Genomic DNA, 21,435 nt, shown 5'->3' on the forward strand with positions numbered 1-21,435 from the left:
CAGTACCCCTCAGAAAATTAGAGCGGCATCAAGTTGTGCTTGCGCGGGTTCTTGAAGATCGTCTTGTCCTTGAGCAACTTCAGAGCCTTGCGGATTTCGAGACGCGTCTGCGAAGGCTCGATCACCGCGTCGATGTATCCGCGCTCGGCCGCGATGTACGGCGTCGCGACGAACTCGTTGTAGAAGTTGATCAGCTGCGCACGCACTGCGGGAGCATTCTCGCCCGCCTCGGCGAGCTGGCGACGTCCCATGATGTTGACGGCACCCTCGGCGCCCATCACGGCGATACGAGCGGTCGGCCACGCGAGGTTGATGTCGGCACCGAGCTGCTTGCAGCCCATGACGGCGTAACCGCCGCCGTACGCCTTACGAACCACCACGGTCACCTTCGGCACGGTGGCTTCGATGTACGAGAACAGGAAACGTCCGCCGCGCTTGATGACGCCGACCTTTTCCTGATCGACGCCGGGAAGGAAGCCCGGTGTGTCGACGACGAACACGAGCGGGATGTTGAAAGCGTCGCACAGGCGCACGAAATGTGCGGCCTTGTCGGAGCTGTCCGCGTCGAGGGCGCCACTGAGGTAGGTGGGCTGGTTGGCCACGACACCGACGGGCAGTCCGTCGACGCGGGAGAACCCGGTGATCACGTTGTGCGCGACCTGGGCTCCGATTTCGTGGAAGGTTCCGTCGTCGAAGATCCGGAGAATGATGTCGTGCATGTCGTAGCCGGCGTTGTCGGCATCCGGCATGAAGGCATCGAGTTCGAGATCCGACTCGGTGATCTCGGGTTCGAGACCCGGGTTGATCAGCGGAGCCTTCTCCTGGCACGAGGACGGCATGAAGCTCAGGTACTCACGCACCCAGTCGAAGGCAGCCTTCTCGTCAGGAGCGACGTGATGGATGTTTCCGTACTCCGCCTGCTTACGCGCTCCGCCCAGGTCCTCGAGGCTGACCTCTTCGCCGGTGACCGACTTGATGACGTCGGGTCCGGTGACGAACATGTACGACTCTTCGGTCGCGACCACGACATCGGTGTTGATCGGGGCATACACGGCACCGCCGGCGCACTTGCCGAGGATGACCGAGATCTGCGGGCACAGCCCCGACAGCGGCTCCTGACGTGAACCCATGTTGGCGTACCAGGCCAACGAGGAAACGGCGTCCTGGATACGGGCTCCACCGGAATCGTTGATACCGACGACCGGGCAGCCCACCTTCAGTGCAAAGTCGTTGACAGCCGCGACCTTACGGCCGAACATCTCTCCGGCGGCACCGCCGAACACCGTCTGATCGTGCGCGAACACGGCAACCGGACGCCCGTCGACGGTTCCGTGACCGGTCATGACGCCGTCGCTGTACGGGTTGCCCTCGCCCGCCATCTTCACCAGGGCGCCGATCTCGATGAAGCTACCGGGGTCGAGCAACATGTCGATGCGCTGGCGCGGCGTACTGTGCCCTGCTGCATCGCGCTTGGCAATGGCCCGAGCCGAGCCGGGTTCCTTTGCCTTCTCCAACTTTTCGCGGAGTTCAGCGAGCTTCTCCGCGGTGGTTGTCGTCACTTCTGAACTCCGGTTTCCGCTGCTTTGGTCTGAGCTGTCTCGATCTGGGCCAGCTTGGTGGTGAGGTCTGCCGCAACCTTCGCGATGTACGGCTCGTCGACGATCTGCAGGTGGTCCCCGCCGATGTAGACGACCTCGAGGTTCTTCACGTAGTCACCCCAGCCACCATCCGCCTTGCGAGTCTTGAATGCAGGCTCGAGCGTCATCAGCTCGTCGTGGTATTTGTCGGCCATGTAGAGCACGACGTCGCCGTCGTAGCTGCTGAACTCGGCGGTCTGGATGGCGCGATTGTCCAACCACGACGTCCGCTGATGCTCGATGATGCCGCCGGGAATCTTGGCGCCACTCATCTTGATCATGTCCATCAAGATCTGGATCTGATCCTCGTCGGCTTCGGTGGAAGCCAGAACATCGAGCGGCAGCGGCACATCCAGGTTGTAGGTGCGCTTGGCGAACTTGCCGTAGCGCTCCCACCGCTTGCGTCGTTCCGCCTCGGTGTCCGGCACGACCTCGCCGGCCATGACGGTGTCGAGCAGTCCGACCACACGCACGTCAGCGCCCTGCTCACGCAGCAACTTCGCGACCGCATACGACATCACGCCGCCGAACGACCAGCCGCACAGCACGTACGGCCCGTCACCCTGGATCTCACGAAGCAGCGGAACGTAGGCCGCAGCGCGGGTTTCGATCGAGCCTTCGACCCGCTCGAACCCGTACATCGGCGTGCCGGCAGGCAGGCGCTTGAGCAAAGGCTCGTACGTCACCGTCGAACCACCGGCAGCATGGAAGACGAATACCGGTACGGCCGTGGAGCCTTCGGGACGAGCACGCAGCGTACGAACGAGTCCGTCGATCTTGCCGTCGTCCTCGAGGTACTGGCGAACGACGTCCGCGAGTTCTTCGATGGTGGTGGAGTCGAGCACGTCGTCGAGAGTGATCTCGCCGCCCGCACGCTCGGAAAGCCGAGCTGCCAGCTTCTCGGCGACCTCGTCACCGACGATCGGCAGATCGTTGAAGATGCCCTTGGCCGACTTCCCGGTGACGACGGCCCACGTCGCAAACGTCAAGCGCTCGGCCGCATCTCGCGGCGGAACGTCGGAGCCGGCGTCGTCGGCAGTTCCGGCACGGGAGGGATCGGCAGGCGCGGCAGCAACCGGAGCAGTCGCCGGCAGTTCCACCGACACCTCGGCGGGAGCAGCGTCCTCGTCAGCAGCATCGGCCGCCAGCTTCTCCGCGGCCTGCTTGTCGGCCATCGCCTGAACCTCTTCGCGATTGTCGATCGCGTAGCGCAGGTACTTGTTGACCTCGTTGAGGCTCGCGTCCTTGACTGCCTGGAGCTGGAGTTGCGGAATGTCGAACTCGTACTCGACGCGGTTCTTGATACGCATCGCCATGAGCGAGTCGAGGCCCAGTTCGATCAGCGGAACCTCGGCCGGAAGATCTTCCGGCGAGTACCCCATCGACTCGGCAACGACGATCTTGAGGCGGTCGTCGAGGCTCTGCGAACCGTTCGGATCCCACTTGTCTCCGGCGTCTTCGACGACCTCGGCCAGGGTTTCCATCGGCGCACTGGTCTTGACCGGCGCACTGACGACCAGCTCGGGAAGCGGCTCACCGGACGTGACGACGGCGTCGAACAGCAAACGGAACGTAGCGCCCTCACGAGCATGCACCTGCACCGACGCTCCACCCGGGTGCGGGTTGAGAGTTGTCGTCAGGGTCGCAGCACCGGCCAGCTCACCGTGGGGAACCGCAGCCGTCAGAGCGACGTCCGAAAGAACCTGTCCGGCAGCGGCAGTCACGAGCACCGCCAGGTCGGTGACGGCCGAAGCGTCGATCTCCCACACGTGACGGCCGTCGGGCAGAGCGACGTGCGAACCGGGAACGCGAGCCGACCCGCCGGCACTGACGCGAATGTCGAGCCAGTACGGCTTACGCACGAACGCGGTGCGCGGTACCGACGCGAAATCGCCTGCGGGAAGCAAGGACTCGAGGTTCACGGCATGACCGTGGACGTACAGCTGCGCGAGAGCTGCAAGCACACCCGCGGACTCGTCTTCCTTACGCTTGAGCGTCTGGATGAGCTCCATGTCGTGCAGACCCGAATCGAAAGCAGTAGCCGCCACCGACATCAGCGTCACCGGGTTGGGTGCGAGCTCGACGAAGGTGGTGTGGCCGTGGGCAACCGCACCGCGCACCGCGTTGGTGAAGTACACGCTGTGGCGAAGACCCTTGACCCAGTACGCCTCTTGATGGATCGGCTCGTGGCCGGGACGGTAGAAGGTGTCCTTGTCGACGGACGAGTAGACACCGAGCTTCAACGTCGTCGGCTCGATACCGGCCAACTCCGCGGCAAGCTCACCGAGCAACGGATCTACCTGCGAAGTATGGCTGGCACCCTTGGTCTGCAGGACACGCGCCATCTTGCCGTCAGCCTCGGCGGCCGCGACGATCGCCTCGATGTCCGGCTGCGGTCCACCGATCACCGTGTGCGTCGGAGCTGCGTAGACGCAGACCTCGAGCTTGGGGTACGTGGGCAGCAACGCCTCGATCTCGGATGCGCTGTACTCGAGCAGTGCCATCAGACGGATGTCGTCACCGACGAGTGCGCCCTCGGCCTCACCCATCAGCCGTGAACGTGAACAGATCACGCGCACAGCGTCTTCCAGGTTCAGACCACCGGACACGTATGCGGCAGCGGCCTCACCCATCGAGTGCGGAACCACGGCTTCGGCCTCGGCGCCGTGGTGACGCAGCAATGCGGCCAGACCGACCTGGATGGTGAAGATTCCCACCTGTGCGGTCTCGACGTTGTACTCGATCGAATCGTCGAGGAACATCTCGACCATCGAGTAACCGGCCTCGTCCTGGATCAGCGCGTCGACCTCGTCGACGGCTGCCTTGAAAGCCGCGTTCTCCGTGTAGAGCTGCTTGGCCATCTTGCGGTGCTGCGAGCCGAAGCCCGAGAACACCCACACCGCGCCCTTGGGCGACGGCGAGTCGGCCGAGAAGACTCCTTGAGCCGGCTTGCCTGCGGCGACGGCGCGCAGCGAGCTGATGGCCTCGGACCGCGTCTTCGCCAGAACAGCGGCGCGCGAGCGTCCGTGGTTGCGACGCGCAAGTGTGCGCGCGACGTCGGCGAGGGGCGTCTTGCTTCCCTCTTCGGTTTCGAGCCAGTCGGCCAGATCTGCAGCTGCGCGGCGACGACGCGAAGGCAGCGCACCGGACACAGCCAGCACAACGGTGCTCTCGTCTTCCACAGGTGCATCGGCGACAGGGGCATCCACTACCGTCTCGGCAGGCACGTATTCCTTGACCACGACGTGCGCGTTGGTTCCGCCGAAACCGAAACCGGAAACGCCGGCGACAGCCTTGCCGGTGTAGCGCGGCCAGTCGGTGGCCTCGGGCGTCACCTGCAGGTGCGCCTTCTCGAAGTCGATGTGCGGGTTCGGGCCCAGGTAGTTGATCGTCGCGGGAATCTTGTTTTCCTGCATCGCCAGAACGACCTTGATCAGGCCGGCGGCGCCCGCAGCTGCCTCCAGGTGCCCGAAGTTGGTCTTCGCACTACCGAGCAGAGCAGGCTTGTCGTCGTCACGGCCACGACCGACGACACGGCTGAGTGCGTCGGCCTCGATCGGATCACCGAGATCGGTACCCGTTCCGTGCGCCTCGATGTAGTCGACTGTGGTCGGCAGGATGCCGGCGTCGCGGTACGCGAAACGCAGCACGTCGGCCTGGGCATCGGGATTGGGTGCGAGCAGACCGTTGGAACGGCCGTCCTGATTGATCGCGGATCCGGCGATCACCGCGAGGATGGAATCGCCGTCACGCTCGGCGTCTTCGAGACGCTTGAGCACGACGAGTCCGCCGCCCTCGCTGCGAACGATTCCCTGAGCCTGTGCGGAGAAGGCACGCAGTTTGCCGTCGGGAGCGAGCATCCCGGTCTGGTCGAAACCGAGGGTTCCGGGAGGGGCCAGCAGCATGTTGACGCCACCGGCCAGCGCGATGTCGGAATCACCACTACGCAGCGAACGCACAGCCTCGTGAACGGCAACCAACGACGACGAGCATGCGGTGTCCAGAGCGATGGACGGTCCACGGAAGTCGAAGAAGTACGAGACACGGTTAGCGACGATGGCCGTCGACGTTCCGGTCAGCGCGTAAGGATGCGCCGTCGTCGGATCGCTGACCGCGAGCAGCTGGTAGTCGTTGGCGGAACTGCCGATGAAAACACCGACCTGCTTGCCCTTGAGCCCACTTGCCGGAATGCGCGCGTGCTCGAGCGCTTCCCACGCGAGCTCGAGCGCGAGGCGCTGCTGCGGATCGACGTTGACGACCTCGAGCGGAGACATCGCGAAGAACTCGGCGTCGAAGCCCTTGACATCGTCGAGGTACCCACCCTTGGTGTTGGCGTTCTCGACCGCGGCCTTGATGGCGGGATCCGACATGAACTCGGCCCAGCGGTCCTCGGGGAGGTCGCTGATGCCGTCGCGTCCGGCTGCCAGCATTTCCCACATGTCCGAAGGCGTGTGCCCGGCACCGGGGAATCGTGTGGACAGTCCGACGATGGCGATGTCGTGCGCGTCCGTCGCGCCGCCTGAGACGTAGTACGACGCGTCGACGGTCTCCTCCGGCGCCTCGGGCTCACCTTCGATGATCCGAGTCGCCAGCGAAGCGATGGTGGGGTGTTGATAGGCAACCGTGGCGGTCAGCGTGACGCCGAGCAGATCCTCGATGTCTCCGCTCAGAGCGACTGCGTCTCGCGAGGCGAGCCCGAACTCTTCCATCGGGCGATCGTCCGTGATCGCCCCGACCGGCTGACCGGTCGCGTTGGCGATCCAATTGCGAAGCCACTCCCGCAGCTGCGCGACACTCATCTCGCTCACGACGTCTTTGCTCTGCGCACCATCTTGTTCAACCATCAACTCACCAAGCCACCGATCATGAAGGGACTGCTCCTCAAACGCTATCGGGGAATGCGGTCTGCTGATAGCCGCCTCGCAGCGTTCCCTCGATATAGCTCGCCTTACATGCGCGGCGAGCGATCTTGCCGCTGGACGTTCGCGGAATCGAACCGGCAGGAACGAGCAGGATGTCTCGGGCTGTAACGCCGTGACGGGAAGAAATCGCCGCACGCACGGTGTCCGCGATCGGCTGCGGATCGGCCTTGCCTGCGCCGGGAGCACGCTCGGCCACGATGACCAACTGCTCCGAGGAATCGTCGTCGTCGAACTTCAGACCCGAATGCGTGTTGGAGAACACGACGGAGGGCAGCTGGTTGGCCGGCACGGCAAACGCAGCGATGAAGCCGGGGCGCAGGGCGGGGCTGGCTTCCTGAGCCGAAGCCTCGAGATCCTGCGGGTAATGATTGCGGCCGTCGACGATCACGAGGTCCTTGACGCGACCGGTGATGTACAGCTCGCCGTCGACGTAGACGCCGAAGTCGCCGGTACGCATCCAGTTGGCATCCGCGGGCGTGCCCTCGGTGTGGCTGTCTTCGCTCAGCCGGTTGTCCAGCTTGTTGTGGAAGGTCTCCGCCGTCTCGTCGGGGCGTCCCCAGTAGCCGATGCCGATGTTCTCGCCGTGCAACCAGATTTCACCGACGTGATTGTCGGGGACCTCGGTCAGCGTCTCGGGATCGACGATCGCCGCCCACTGACTACGCGAGACGTACCCACAGGAGACCTGCGCGATGGCGTTCTCGGAGTACTGGTCGACGATGACCATGCGGCCCTTGTTGAGTTCCGTGCGGTCGACGTAGATGACCTTGGCCTCGTCGGAATGCTTGGTCGAGGAGACGAAGAGCGTCGCTTCGGCCATGCCGTACGACGGCTTGATCGCAGTCTTGGGCAGACCGTACTGAGCAAAAGCGTCGTTGAACTTGCGCATCGACGACGTCGTGACCGGCTCACTGCCGTTGATCAGTCCGATGACATTGCTCAGGTCCAGGGTCTCGCCGTCCTTCGGCAGGCCGCGCGCGGCAGCGTGCTCGAAAGCGAAGTTGGGAGCGGCAGCGAAGGTGCCGGCGCCGTCCGAGACCGCAGCCAGTTCCTTGATCCACCGGTACGGCCGCTGCACGAAAGCACGCGGGCTCATGATGGTGATGTACTTGCCGCCCAGAGCAGGCAGGATGACCGTCAGCAGGCCCATGTCGTGGAACAGCGGCAGCCACGTGACGCCGCGTGAGTCCTCGTTGAGTTCGATCGAGTCGACCATCTGGAGCGCGTTCGTTCCGACAGCGCGGTGGGTGATCTCCACGCCGGCGGGAACTCGGGTCGAACCGGAGGTGTACTGCAGGTACGCGATGTCGTCGAGTTCGATGTCGGGACGAACCCACGTCTCACCGACGGTGTCGGGAATCGCGTCGACGGCGATGATGCGCGGACGCTCGGCAGCGGGAAGCGAGCGGAACAACTGACGAACACCGGCCGCCGACGATGCGGCAGTCAGAATCGCAGTCGGCTTGCAGTCACCGAGAACAGCGTGAAGACGGTCGGTGTGCCCGGGCTCGTCCGGATCGAAGAGCGGCACCGCGATGGAACCGGCCTGGATGGCGGCGAAGAACGAAATGACGTAGTCGAGTCCCTGCGGAGCAAGAATCGCGACACGGTCGCCACGCTTGGTGACCTGCTGCAGACGGGCCGCAACAGCGCGCAGACGCACACCGAACTGCTCCCAGGTCAGCTCCAGGGCTTCACCGTCACGTTCGCGTGAGTAATCGATGTACCGATACGCGAGCTCGTCCGCGTTGACACGCGAGTGTTGCTCGACGTAGTCGACCAGCGTGAAGCCTGGTTGCAGGCGGATCTGGCCCTTCTCGTCGAGAAAGCCATCGAACAGCGCGTTCATTCCATCTCCTCCGAAGCGATCACACAAGCACTGTCTTTCATGCCTGCGCCCCAGACTTCCTTCGCTCTCTCGGGTCCATCTTCGATCAATCGAATCGCACTTTGTGCGCAACTCACCTGAATCACTTCATCGATCCCAAACCATCGATATGTTACAGATTCGCATCGTCCGTATTCTCCGGCCTACTCGCCCGCCAGTAACGGGATGATCGGGGCGAACGCTTCCATCTGCGTCGGGAAGACCCCCACATACGACATCGACGTCTTCTCGCGGACCAGTCGAATCTGGTCTGCGATCTCCTCGAAAGTGCCCACAGCCAGGTATGGAGAGTTCAGCAACTCCTCCACGCTCAGCTTACGATCCACTTCGATGTTCGGCGGAAAACCTTGGCCCAGAGCGGCGATTGCCATCTCGGCAGCCTGCTCTCGGTCGTCGGTGATCATGATCATGGTGATGGTCCAGTTGAGTTCGATCTCATCGAAACGCTCGCCGGCAGCTTCGCGGATGCGCTCGACACGTTCGATGGTCTTTTCCATCGTGATTCCGGAGAGCAGAAGTCGCCCGTCACGGTTGGTCGGTGTGGCGACCGAGATGATGTCCGCGTACTTCGCGGCGAGAGCGAGCATCTTCGGTCCGCCGCCACCGACGATGATCGGCGGCCGCGGGCCCTGCCGCGGTCGCGGGCTGCCCTTGAGACCACGCACCTGATAGTGCTTGCCTTCGAAAGTGCATTCCTGCCCGCGCAGCAGTGTGTCGAGAATCTGCAGAGACTCCTCGAGTTTCTCGATTCGAACGCCGGGGCTTTCGTAGGCGATGCCGCCCTTGTCGAACTCTTCCTTCATCCAGCCTGCGCCGATACCGAGTTCGAGTCGACCACCGGACAGCACGTCGATGGTCGCCGCGTCCTTCGCGAGCACAGCAGGATGACGGAAGCCGTTGGCCAACACGGCAGTGCCGAGACGAATCTTGTCCGTGGCCACCGCGAGCGCTCCCAGAGCGGCAATCGGGCCGACCTGATTACCCAGGTGATCCGGAATCATGAACGAGTCGTAGCCGAGTTCCTCGGCCTTCTGCGCAAGCTTGACGAAGCGTCGCGCACCACCCTCTTCGGCGTTGCCCTCGCCACCGGCCGCAAACCGGAATTTGCGTAGGGCATCGCTGCCGTGGGTGGAACTCATATAACGATTCTCCTGTGATGGACACGTACGTCGTACTCGGACTTCGAAACCGGACAAATCGAACCTACTCGCCAGTCACTTACGTGACAGCACTGTAGAGGAAGCCCCCGGACCGTGCAGCACTCTACCGGGACCAAACGAGCAGATTACCCGCGAGCGAACTCCCGAGACGCCCGATTGTGACGAATCAACAGTGCGGCGGTGACTCAACTGTGGGGCGGCGTCGGCGCGGCGTCGATCTTCTCCGCAGCCCACTGTGCCATCCATTGGGTGGCCGTCGTGCCGTTCGGATCGACTTGGAAGGAGTTGTACATCGCGTGCACAGGGTTGTTGTAGTACTCGAGCAGGCGCGGCGCCGAACTCAGCCAGTTGGTCGGATTGAGAGCGGCGGCCGGAGCGTCGCAGATACCGTCACTGGGCGCGCATATCTGATAGGTCCGATCGTTGAGGTCACCGAACCCGCCGGGCCTCGGGCCGGTCATCGTGAGACCGGGAAGTTTCAGCCCGTTCAGTGACAGCTCGGCACCGACGCCGGCAACGCTCGGGCCAACGGTGTTCCCGAACGCCGGATCGCGCCGACCGTCGGCGATCAGACCGACGCCGAGAACCAGATCGGCCGGTACCGCACCGGTACCGTCACCGATGCTCGCGGCGACGTCACCCGCGATCACCGCGCCCTGGGAAAATCCGGTCAGGACGTAGCTCGTGAGCGGGCACTCGGCGTGCCGCTTCATCAGAAAGTCGTTAGTGGCAGCAGTTCCCGCCGCCCGACTGTTGTTGTAGGACTGCTGTCCGTCCGGCGGGATCGCAACCGGATTCGAAAACTGTGCGACGTACGGAACGGTGTAGACGTCGGCCCTCGAAGTATCGAACTGCTCCTGCAGAGGACGGGTCACGTTCAGCATCAGCGACGCCGGGTTGGCCGTCGGGTTGTACGGGTCGTCGGTAGCGCTCGACTCCCATGTACCCGGTATGGCTACTACCTGGACATCGGGGCAACTGGCCGGCTGAGACACCGGCGGCTCCGGACTCGGCGGGATCGGGGTCGGCGAAGGCACCCGCCCGGCCAGGATGTACCAACCGCCGATCACGACCGCTGCGACCACAAGAATGATCAGCAGCGGGATCAGGCACCCACGACGCTTTCCAGACCTCGCCATGACCCGCGCCTACTTGCAGTAGGTGGCGTTGGCGACGTCGACGTAGATCTGAGCGTTCGCACCTGCCTGCTCGGGAGTGATCTGCTTGCCTTCCGCCGACGCTTCCTGGCCGACGAAGGCAGTCACGAAGGTCAGGACCTCGTCGTCGGTCTGAGGACCGGCAGCACAGATGTAATTGGCTGTATTGACGGCGATGCTTCCGTCACCGGCCGGGGTGATGCCCTTCGCCTTCAGTCCGTCGAGGAACTTCTGAGCCTCGGGACTGACCTCGACGACTGTGGGACCCGGGAAGCCTTCGATGCTCTGCGGCTGCTCCGGCGGCGCGGTGGCCGCTGCTCCCGGACTGGTGGGCGCAGCCGACGCCGTCGTGGTCGCAGAGGCGGACGCAAACGCCGAACCGCTCGAGGACGAAGCCGCAGCGGACGTCGTGGTGACCGGATTGGAGGTTGCAGTGGAGTCGTCACTACCGCACGCGACCAGTGCGCCACCCGTGGCGAGCGCCAAGGCGCCGACCGCGATCGCGCGTGCACAAGTGTTTCGGTTACCCGAGAAAAGCGACATCAATGTCCGTCCTTGCCTTCAGTCGAAAGTCCATCAACAGGTTACGCAACGCACGCGGGCGGGCACCGATCCGTGATCGGGCCCGCCCGTCGTGCACCACTGTGAGTTAGTGAACTTCTGTCTTGTCACCGATCACCGTGATGTAGCCGAACTGGAAGTTCTGCTGGACACCACCGGGAATGTCGAACTTGTCACTGATCGGGAATCCGAGGCGGCCGCCTTCGTATCCGACGCTCTTCCAACCGTCGAACAGCGGGCCGTTCTCGACGGACCATGCACCGGTGCCGGGGCTCCAGTAGATGTTGCCGCCCTCGAACTCGGTGAAGCGCCCGTTGTCCTTGATCGGAACCTCGTTCGACTTCGGGAATCCGAGCCAGCCGTTTTCCCAACCGAGTTCGCCGTACTTGCCCATGATCATTCCGAGAACGGCATGAGTTCCGTTGGCGCTGCTGTACATCGCGCCGATCTCGAATCCCTGAACCTTGCCGGGCTTGCCGGGGGTCGCGATCTCGTCGGCAGTCGGGTAGCCGAGCGGGCCGCCTTCCCATCCCTGTGCGGACCACTCGGTGAGGATGTCGCCGCTGACGGGGTGAGCGCCGGTCTGCGGGGTCCAGTAGATGGAGCCGTTCTGGAAGTGGTTGAAGCGTCCGCGTCCGTCGGGGGTACCGAGTTCCGGGGTACGCGGGAAGCCGAGCGGGCCGGCCGCTGCTCCGGTGTTCATGTACGCGCCGGCGATACGACCGGCGACAGGCTGGGCGCCCGTTCCACTGGTGAAGTAGATGCGACCGTTGCGGAAGTCCTGTGCCAGGCCACCCGCGACGCTGTACTCGGGGGTGATGCAGTCGCCGATCCAGCCGTTGGCTGCGGCCGTCGCACCGATCGCACCCGAAGTGCCACAAGCCGGCTTCTCGACCTCGACGCCGATGGCGTTGGCCAACTGCGGCCACAGCTGATGAAGCTCGAACTGCCAGTACGGCCACGAGTGGGTTCCGGACGGGCGGTAGTTGACCTGTGCGGGGATACCGAGCTGGTTGAGCTTGGTGGCGAAAGTCTGCGAAGTCAGGCGAGCGAGAATCTCGAGGCCCATACCTGCGTAGTTGGTGCTGACACCGGGAATTCCCGACGGCTGGTCGTAGGGGCCGGTCGTACCGCTACCGCTCGAGACGTACAGGCTGACGCCCTTGAGCTTCTCGGCGAGCGCGTACGGATCATGTGCGGCCCACTGCGGGTTGGACGGGGGTCCCCACATCGCGGCGGAGTTGTATCCACCGGCGTCGGTCATCGCGAACTGGATTGCCTGAGGCATTCCGAGCGAGGTGGTGGTGAGGATGCCGGAGAGCGAAGCGGCGAACTTGAAGAAGCCGGGGTTGCGCGCCGTGAGGAACATCGCGGACGTGCCACCCATCGACAGTCCGACGACACCGCGTGTCTGCGTGGTCCGCCAGTCCTTTTCGAGGATGGGGGGCAGTTCCTTGGTCAGGAACGTCTCCCACTGGTAGTTCTTGCCGTTGTCGGGCTGGAGCCAGTCGGAGTAGAAGCTGGACTGACCGCCGACCGGGAGGATGACGTTGACGTTCTTGTCCGCGTAGAAGGACTCGGCGTCGGTCTCGTAGGTCCAGGCGTTCTCGTTGTCGGTCGCGCGAAGACCGTCGAGCATCCAGACCGAGGGGAAGCTGGCCGACGGATTGACGTTCCAATCGCGGGCCAACAGGATCTGCACCTGAATCGGGGCGCCCATCGCGGGAGAGTTCACCCACAGCGCGACGCGACGCTCGCTGAGCCAGTCGACTTTCGTGACCGCTGCACCGGTGGGGTTCTGGGTGGCGGCCGGTGCGGCCTGAGCAGGTGCCGGCGCGGCTGCCGCGGTTCCGGCCGTGGTCAAGCCCGCGGCGATCGGCAGAACCAGCATCGCTGCCAGTGCGCCGACGACCTTTGTCCGGAAGGTTGCCCGGGACCGGCGACGGTCCTCCGTGGCAAGGCCTACTCGCATGAGCTCACTCTCTTTCCTTACAGTCGGTCCGCGCGTCGATCGTGTGGCCGCCTGAGCAGCCAGACCCCCGTTGAAACTATTTCTACACGCAAACGATCCCCGCTTGGGGTAGCCGCGCTGTTACTGGTGGTGCAATTGTTACTGACATCGGGCGCTTGTGCAGCACCTGAATACACAAGTGCCGTCCCGGTTCTCCTTCGAGGGAGTCCGGAACGGCACTGGTGAAGTGACTAGGTCACGGGATCGCGCACGATCACCAAGCGTTCATGGTGTCGAGGATCTGGCCGCGAGCCTTCCACAGCTCTGCCGACCAGTACGGCCACGAGTGCGTGCCGTTGGACGGGAAGCTGTAGGTGGCCGGGATACCCAGCGAGTTCATGCGGATCTGGAATGCACGGGTGTTGACCAGAGCGAGAGCTTCGAGGCCCATGCCGTTGGCCGTGTTGTAGTAGTCGATCGGTGCGCGCGGGTGGTCGTATTCACCGGGCAGGCCGCTTGCCGACGAGATGTACATCGACAGGCCCTGCAGACGCGGTGCGAAGACGAACGGGTCGTTGCGCAGCCAGGACGGGCTCCACGGCGGTCCCCACATGGAGTCGACGTTGAAGCGACCGGCATCGAGCATTGCGACGCGGATTGCTTCGCGCATGCCGGGAGCCGAGATGTTCAGGTAACCCGAGAGCGAGCCGGCGAACTTGAACTGGTCACGGTGGTACGCAGCCAGCGTCAGAGCAGCGCTGCCGCCCATCGAGAGACCGAGAACCGCGTTGTTGGTGGGCGAAACGCCGTAGTTCGCGAGGAAGTTGGGGAGTTCCTGCGTGAGGAACGTTTCCCACTTGTACGTGATCTGCTGGCCGTTGAAGTTCGACGGTGCGTACCAGTCGCTGTAGAAGCTGGACTCGCCACCGACGGGCATCACGAGGGTGATGTTGTCGTTCTTGTACTGGTCCATCGCGTTGGTCTCGAAGCTCCACGCGTTGGCGTCGTTACGCGCACGCAGGCCGTCGAGGAGGTAGAGAGCAGCGTTTCCGCCGCGTGCGGCCCACTGGACCTGGACCTTGATGTTGCCCATCGAGGAGGGCACCCACAGCTCGTCGTATCCGCCCGAGGGAGCGGTGTGGCTGGGAGCAGTGTGCGCGGGCGCAGCAGAGGCGACAGCACTACCGGCAACACCTGCAGCAAGGGGGAGCACAAGTGCTGCGGCACCGATGGCCAACGCTCGGTGCTTGAGGCGCTGGGTCAGCCTCTTTCTGGCAAAACGCATGGATACTGCTCTCTCTCTTCGTCTGCGGAACCCACTCGGTGGAGTGGTTCCGGCGGATTCCGTCGGGGAACAGGCTTTTCTGCCAGCCCGAACGAGTTCGGGTCGGCAGCGGACCTCTTCCAAGTCACACTGCGCTCGCTGGACTTTATGTCACAGGTTCAGCTGTGACAAATAGGTGGACCGTTACGTCCCAGTCTGCGAGCGACGCCGTCTTCACCCCTGGGGGTGATTCAGGTTAGGTGAATCGTCTTCGAGTACATCGTGGTCAATCAATTCGGTGTTACTGAATCGAAATATTCAAACCTTCAACAGCCGGTGATGCTGATCACATCACCGGGGTGGCTCTGGCGGAACGAGCCCGCAGCGTTCCAATTCGTAGGCCGGAACCCGGTCGAATCGGTACTTCGCGAAGTCGAATGCCTGCTGGAAATTCTGCTTGAATCTCGCCCAGGTCAACTCGGAGCGGTACGACGTGAGCAGCTCCTGTGTTTCCGGGCAGGTGATGGCCAGCTTCGCATCGGCAACCCAGTCTTCGTCGAGGAAGAACGGCAGCCACGGGCGAACGTCGATCATTCCCGTATCCGCGACCACCCAGTCCGGATAGAGATTCTTGTCGTGGCCGATCCGGCCGTCCTCGAGTCGCTCGGTGTGAGCGGCCAAGGGGTACGCCAGCCCCATCTGATCGAGCACCCGAACGTCGAGCCCGACGTTCATGCTCGTCATTCCGAGGTTGAGGAAGAAGACCACGTGCTCGGCCGGCTCCTCGAGCGGCCCCGGCGGGGGGACGACGAACCAGGAATCGTAGTTGGCGGACGGCAACAGCAGCCCGCCCTCCGGAGTCCGTGCGATGGTCTCGACCATGGCACGCATCCGTGGATAGTCGAGGTAGTCCTCGGCAAGGATCGGGTGCTTGTGACCGGTGTTGAGGGCGTAGAACGCTCGCTCGTCGACGATTCCCGAGCGCCCCACCACGGACCCTTCGGGCATACCCGTCGTGTTCGCGGCGAAGAAGGCCCAGATGATCGTGCCGATCCACAGCACCGCCGAGACCCCGAAGATCGCGGTGTCTCGGTTGCTCCCGAACGCTGTCCGCGCCGGAACTCGCAACGGAATGACGGCGACCGGGATGAGCAGGCAGAACAGCACCGGCAACAGGACGCGTCCGTGCATGAAGTCGCCGCCGACGCGCAGAGAGTAGATCCCGAGAATCAGTCCGCTGCCGAGAATGAACGTGACGACGGCCCGCGGCGTGCGCAGAAACTGTTGAAAGCGCTGCCACAGCGGGCGTGCAGGTCGATCGGTGGTGGTGGCCGGTGCGTCCGCTCGGTTTCGCCACACGAGCAGCAGCGCACCGATGAGCAGGAACAGCAGCGGCAGCCAGAGCAGGTACGGCCCGACGAGGTTCCACAGGTACGCAAATCCCTGCGCCCACTTCGCGCCACCGGCGTCCTTCGACACTGCCGTGTTCGGGTACGGCAGGGCGTAATAGCCCATTCGCCAGATCTGATAGCCCACCGGGACAAGTCCCGCCACGACCACGATCAGTGCGCGAATCTTCCAGGTCAGGCCGGCGGAGAGAACGATCATCATCAACGCGGCGGCACCGGGAATTGCCATCTCGGGTCGGACCAGTGGTCCGAGTCCTGCCACGAACGAGAGAATCAGGATCGACGCCGTGGACGGCGTCGACGCCTGCGCCCACCGAACGAGCAGTAGCCATAAGAGCGCGATCCAGAAGATCACCAAGCACGTCTCGAGGCCGGAAGTGGCGAAATCTCGCGCAGGCGGAACCGCGATGTAGACGAGAACACCGGCCGGTACCAGCAGGATCGTTCCGCCCGCCGACGGCCGTACGCCTCGGTACAGACGACCGGTACCGAGCATCGCCAACACGACGGCAGCAGTCGAGAGTACGAGCGCGATCGTCAGAACGACGTATTCGAGGCGGATCTGCGTGAGCCAGCTGAATGCGTAGACGATGTACGTCCACGCGGTACTCGTGTTCGCCTCGACGCGCTCACCCGCGTTGAAGACCGGGCCGTTCCCCGCGAGCAGGTTGCGGACGGTTCGCAAGACGATGAGTCCGTCGTCGGCGATCCAACGACGCTCCCACGCACCCCAGAACATGAGGGCAGCAGCAAGCACCACCCCGCCGAGAAAAACTCCTCGACTGAGGGTGGTGCGGTTCGCCGCAGTGTCGACGTGCGGGTCGGCCTCGGTGCGTGGCTCAGACGAGGTAGACAGCGACACCCACTACTCCGATCCACGCAATCGCGAGGAGTTGCAGCACCCGGTCACCGAGCGCGATCTCCTCAGGCTCTCCGGCTTCGCCGCCGTCGACGTCCACCGCGTATCGCAGCACCGCGATGGTGAACGGCACCATCGAGATGGCGTACCAGTTGGTGCCCTTGATGGCGTCCTGCTGGAACGCCCACAGTCCGTAGCAGAGGACCAGCGTCGTCGCTGCCATCGTCCACACGAAACGCAGGTACGTCATCGTGTAGCTCTCGAGGGACTTACGGATCTTCGCGCCGGTCTTCTCGGCCAACTGCAGTTCGGCGTAGCGCTTGCCTGCCGCCATGAACAGTGAACCGAACGCCATCATCAGCAGGAACCACTGCGAGAGGTCGATCTCGGCGGCAACGCCACCGGCGATCGCTCGAAGCAGGAAGCCGGACGAGACGATGCAGATGTCGATCACGGCCTGATGCTTGAGACCGAAGCAGTAGGCGAGCTGGATGACGATGTACACGCCCATGACCACGGCGAGTTGCCAGTTGGCCAGGAACGACAGTCCGATCGCACCGGCCAGCAGCACGACTGCCATGCCGTACGCGATGTTGACGGGTAGAACTCCGGCCGCGATGGGACGGAAACGCTTCGTGGGGTGAGCGCGGTCGGCTTCGACATCCATCGCGTCGTTGACGAGGTAGATGCCCGATGCCGCCATACAGAACACGACGAACGCCAGCGCGACGGGCAACAGCACGTCGGCTTCGGTGGCGGTTCCGGCCGCGATGGGCGCTGCCAGCACAAGGACGTTCTTGACCCACTGACGTGGGCGAAGCGCCTTGACGATGCCGGCGGGCAGGGACTTCGGGGGTCCGCTGACCGTAGCCGGTTCCTCGCTCATTTATCTCCACATTTCTGTTCGGCTCTGGCTTCTTCGACCCGGCGAACTACCGCCGCGGATGCGGCTCCCAGTGCCGCTCCGGCGAGTACGTCGGTCGGGTAGTGAACTCCCAGGACCAGACGCGAGAGCATCATCGGGGGCACCAGCAACGCCGGTAAGGGTAGCCCGGTGAGCCGACCGATCAGCACAGCCGCCGCCGTCGTCGACGTCGCGTGTGAGGACGGGAAGCTGAGCTTGCTCGGTGTCGAGACGTTGACCTGCACCGAAGGGTCGGAAGGTCGCTTGCGCCTGACCACTCGTTTGATCACGACGGAGGCGGCGTGTGCACCGAAAGCTCCGACGGCTGCTCCGGCCCATTCACGTCGACGCGGCTTGTCCACGGCAGCTCCGACGGCAGCGATCGCGATCCACCCGAGGGAGTGCTCACCGAAGTGAGACATACCGCGAGCGACCTTCACTGCTCCCGGAAGCTGCCCGACGGTCGATTGAATCCCGGCCAGAATCTGTACTTCAGGAGATGCCGAAGACACGTTCCCACCTTTCCGTGCTGGTCAGTGAAGGAACGGCGTCCTGGTACTGCTTCTTGAGCTCAGGGAAACGTGCGGCGAGTTCGCGGCGCAAACGCATGGCTTCCTTGAGCAGTTCGAGGGCCTGCTTGGGGTTGCGCTTGCGGTAGACCACGCCGCGGCCGTCGGCGGTGGTGACGGTGACGCCGTCGACCTGCGAGAGCAGGTACCACCGGGCGTCGATGGTCGGCACGTTGAGCTGAGGACGCTCGTGATGCTCGGAGTGCGCAGGCTTGAGGTTGTGTACCACGGCCTTGCCGACGCGGACGATTTTCGCGACGGGGTTGGTCGGCGCGCTGACGTCCCCGACCTCCGCGCCGGAGGGCAGCGGTAGTGCGGTTGCCGAGGACACCACGACAGCGTCGGGATACTCCTTGCGCTGCGCATGGACCTCACCGAGTGCGGTGGGCAGCATGTTCGCGACGTGTTCCGGTCCGGCGAGGAAGTCCGCGATGGCCTTGTTCTGGATCGCAACGGTGGAGTACTCGAGGCACAGCAGGTGCTTGAGAGTCGCCTTCACCGTGTTGACGACCAGGCCGCGGCCGTTGCCCGGCATGTGGAGCGCGGCCACCACCAGACGGTTACGGAGGTGGAAGTACGCCTGCCAGTCGATGGCGTCGTCCTTGTCGCTCCACGCCATGTGCCAGATCGCGGCACCGGGCAGCGTGACGGTCGGGTATCCGGCTTCCTTTGCGCGCAAACCGTATTCGCAGTCGTCCCACTTGATGAACAGCGGCAGCGGTTGCTTGAGCTCTTCCGCGACCTGGCGCGGGATCATGCACATCCACCAACCGTTGAAGTCGACGTCGATGCGGCGGTGCAGGAGTTTCGAATCACGTAGCGAATTCTTGGAGAAATCGTGATCGTATTCGACGTTCGGCGCCGCAGACCACATGAAGATCCCGCGGTTGACCACTTCACCCATCACGTGGAGGTGGCTGCGTTCCTGCAGGTTGAGCATCTGCCCACCCACCAGCATCGGAGACTTCGCGAAGCGCGAGAAGGCAAGCGCACGCAGGATCGAGTCGGGTTCGATCTCGATGTCGTCGTCCATGAACAGGATGTGCTGGCACTGCGTGGTCTTGAGCGCCTCGTACATGATTCGGCTGTATCCGCCGGAGCCGCCGAGGTTGCCTTGATCGTGAATGGCGAGCCGATCACCAAGTGCTGCAGCAGCTTCGGCGAACCCGGGCTCGTCACGCACCTTACGGGTGCCCTGATCCGGCATGATGACGGCCTTGATCACATCCGACACCAGAGGATCCGACGACAATGCAGCCAGCGCCTTGACCGCGTCGGTCGGGCGATTGAACGTCGGAATACCAACGGCGACCGTCGCCTCACCGGGAGCCTCGACGGGCGCGTACCAGCCGCCGCTCTCGACGACCACTGCCGTGTCGGTGGTGATGTCGAACCAGATCCAGCCGCCGTCCTCGAACGGCGCCAGTTCCACCTCGAGTTCCACCGCGGCATCACCGTCGGCAAATTCCTTGCCTTCCACGTGAATTCGCGAGGAGTCCGCCTTGGACCGGTAGACATCCACGCGACCGTGTCCGGACAATGCGAGTCGAAGGACCACAGAGTTCAGGATCGACCAGCGACGCCAGTAGCTGGCGGGGAACGCATTGAAGTAGGTGGCGAACGAGACTTCGGTCTCGGCGCCGAGCGCTACGGACGTCCGCGAGGTGGAGTGCGCCCGACGACTGTTGGTCGAAGCTTCCTCCAAGTACAGCGTGCGGACGTCGAGCGGTTCGCCGGCGCGGGGAAGGATGATCCGAGAGAGCAGGGACTTACCGAGGTAGGTCACCTCGTCGCCGGTGACGGCTTCTTCGCCTTCGAGTAGATGACGTGCGTTCATTCGCTCTCCCCTGCCAATTCCGCACCCGATTCGAGATGCGGGCGCAGGGTGTTCTCGAACATGGTCAGCGCGCTGGCGATCGCCATGTGCATGTCCAGGTACTGGTAGGTGCCGAGCCGTCCACCGAAGAGGACCTTGTTCTCCGCGGTCTCCTTCTTGGCGCGCGAGCGGTACGCGGAGAGCTTCTCGCGGTCCTCGGGGGTGTTGATCGGGTAGTACGGCTCGTCCGTCGACTCGGCGGCACGTGAGAACTCACGCATGATGACGGTCTTGTCGGTCGGGTACTCGCGCTCCGGGTGGAAGTGACGGAACTCGTGGATACGGGTGAACGGCACGTCGGCGTCGTTGTAGTTCATGACCGGGGTGCCCTGGAAGTCTCCGGTGGGCAGAACCTCGGTTTCGAAGTCGAGGGTGCGCCATCCCAGCGCACCTTCGGAGTAGTCGAAGTAGCGGTCGAGCGGGCCCGTGTAGATGACAGGTGCGTCGGGGCTCGCGGCGCGCAGTTCGTCGCGGACGTCGAAGTAATCGGTGTCGAGACGGACCTCGATCTTCGGATCCTTCGCCATGTTCTCGAGCCACGCCGTGTAGCCGTCGACGGGCAGGCCCTCGTACGTGTCGTTGAAGTAGCGGTTGTCGAAGTTGTAGCGGACCGGCAGGCGGCTGATGTTCGCCGCGGGCAGCTCGGTGGGGTCGGTCTGCCACTGCTTTGCGGTGTAGTCGCGCACAAATGCTTCGTAGAGCGGGCGCCCGATCAGGGAGATCGCCTTCTCTTCGAGGTTGGAGGCATCCTTCGAATCGATCTCGCTGGACTGCTCGGCGATGAGGGCACGTGCTTCCTCGGGCGTGAAGTACCGGCCGAAGAACTGCGACACGAGGCCGAGCCCCATCGGGAACTGGTACGCCTGTCCCTTGTGCAGCGCGAAGACGCGGTGCTGGTAATTCGTGAACTCCGTGAACTGGGTGACGTAGTCCCAGACCTTCTCGTTGGAGGTGTGGAACAGGTGGGCACCGTACTTGTGGACCTCGATGCCGGTCTCCGGCTCAGCCTCCGAGTATGCGTTCCCCCCCAGGTGGTGACGGCGATCCAGCACCAGCACGCGCTTACCCAGCTGGGTAGCGGCACGCTCGGCGATGGTCAGCCCGAAGAATCCCGAGCCGACGACGATCAGGTCGTACTGGGCACGGGCGGTCTCTGAATTTGCAGCGGTCACGATGAACCAGGGTATCGGACCTGTTCGGAAGCCGAGGGTTGGATGCGTCACCAGGGACTATGGCCCTTGCTTCCTGATTTCAGCATCTTTGGCGGGTACTGCTCGA

The 21,435-nt window shown here is 63.8% G+C and carries 13 protein-coding genes; all 13 read right to left on the reverse strand.

Annotated features, from left to right (window positions below; translation table 11 throughout):
- Positions 1 to 17: 17 nt before the first annotated feature.
- On the reverse strand, positions 18 to 1,559 hold the full coding sequence (locus tag DBV08_RS06055) for an acyl-CoA carboxylase subunit beta (RefSeq protein ID WP_095969492.1): 1,542 nt from the start codon (positions 1,557 to 1,559) through the stop codon (positions 18 to 20).
- Positions 1,556 to 6,481, reverse strand: a complete 4,926-nt coding sequence (gene pks13 / locus DBV08_RS06060; protein WP_124566854.1) for a polyketide synthase Pks13 — start codon at positions 6,479 to 6,481, stop codon at positions 1,556 to 1,558. Before pks13 ends, DBV08_RS06055 begins: the two co-directional genes overlap by 4 nt.
- Positions 6,482 to 6,518: 37 nt before the next feature.
- Positions 6,519 to 8,408 (reverse strand): long-chain-fatty-acid--AMP ligase FadD32, encoded by a 1,890-nt coding sequence (fadD32, locus tag DBV08_RS06065; protein WP_003943899.1) that lies wholly within the window; start codon positions 8,406 to 8,408, stop codon positions 6,519 to 6,521.
- A 182-nt stretch (positions 8,409 to 8,590) separates the two neighbouring features.
- Complete coding sequence (locus tag DBV08_RS06070; protein ID WP_095969490.1) at positions 8,591 to 9,586, reverse strand: LLM class F420-dependent oxidoreductase; 996 nt, start codon at positions 9,584 to 9,586, stop codon at positions 8,591 to 8,593.
- A 206-nt stretch (positions 9,587 to 9,792) separates the two neighbouring features.
- Positions 9,793 to 10,746 carry a cutinase family protein gene (locus DBV08_RS06075; protein WP_095969489.1) on the reverse strand — a complete coding sequence of 318 codons (954 nt, stop codon included), beginning with the start codon at positions 10,744 to 10,746 and terminating at the stop codon, positions 9,793 to 9,795.
- 9 nt (positions 10,747 to 10,755) lie between these two features.
- Positions 10,756 to 11,307, reverse strand: a complete 552-nt coding sequence (locus DBV08_RS06080; RefSeq protein ID WP_124566855.1) for a DUF732 domain-containing protein — start codon at positions 11,305 to 11,307, stop codon at positions 10,756 to 10,758.
- A 106-nt stretch (positions 11,308 to 11,413) separates the two neighbouring features.
- Entirely contained in the window at positions 11,414 to 13,297 is a 1,884-nt protein-coding gene (locus DBV08_RS06085; RefSeq protein ID WP_095969487.1) for an alpha/beta hydrolase-fold protein, read from the reverse strand.
- A gap of 253 nt (positions 13,298 to 13,550) precedes the next feature.
- Positions 13,551 to 14,561, reverse strand: coding sequence for an alpha/beta hydrolase family protein (locus DBV08_RS06090; protein ID WP_095969486.1), 1,011 nt, complete (start codon positions 14,559 to 14,561; stop codon positions 13,551 to 13,553).
- A 330-nt stretch (positions 14,562 to 14,891) separates the two neighbouring features.
- Complete coding sequence (gene zomB / locus DBV08_RS06095; protein ID WP_124566856.1) at positions 14,892 to 16,811, reverse strand: flagellar motor control protein ZomB; 1,920 nt, start codon at positions 16,809 to 16,811, stop codon at positions 14,892 to 14,894.
- Positions 16,789 to 17,694, reverse strand: coding sequence for a decaprenyl-phosphate phosphoribosyltransferase (locus DBV08_RS06100; RefSeq protein WP_003943808.1), 906 nt, complete (start codon positions 17,692 to 17,694; stop codon positions 16,789 to 16,791). Before DBV08_RS06100 ends, zomB begins: the two co-directional genes overlap by 23 nt.
- Positions 17,691 to 18,224 carry a phosphatase PAP2 family protein gene (locus DBV08_RS06105; protein ID WP_003943893.1) on the reverse strand — a complete coding sequence of 178 codons (534 nt, stop codon included), beginning with the start codon at positions 18,222 to 18,224 and terminating at the stop codon, positions 17,691 to 17,693. The genes DBV08_RS06100 and DBV08_RS06105 overlap by 4 nt, the downstream gene beginning before the upstream one ends.
- Positions 18,205 to 20,118: a glycosyltransferase gene (locus DBV08_RS06110; protein ID WP_124566857.1), complete on the reverse strand. Its 1,914-nt coding sequence runs from the start codon at positions 20,116 to 20,118 to the stop codon at positions 18,205 to 18,207. The genes DBV08_RS06105 and DBV08_RS06110 overlap by 20 nt, the downstream gene beginning before the upstream one ends.
- Positions 20,115 to 21,329: a UDP-galactopyranose mutase gene (glf, locus tag DBV08_RS06115; RefSeq protein WP_124566858.1), complete on the reverse strand. Its 1,215-nt coding sequence runs from the start codon at positions 21,327 to 21,329 to the stop codon at positions 20,115 to 20,117. Before glf ends, DBV08_RS06110 begins: the two co-directional genes overlap by 4 nt.
- Between the last annotated feature and the right edge of the window lie 106 nt (positions 21,330 to 21,435).

The organism is Rhodococcus sp. KBW08 (assembly GCF_003852455.1).
In the GTDB taxonomy this organism is placed as follows: domain Bacteria; phylum Actinomycetota; class Actinomycetes; order Mycobacteriales; family Mycobacteriaceae; genus Rhodococcus_F; species Rhodococcus_F baikonurensis.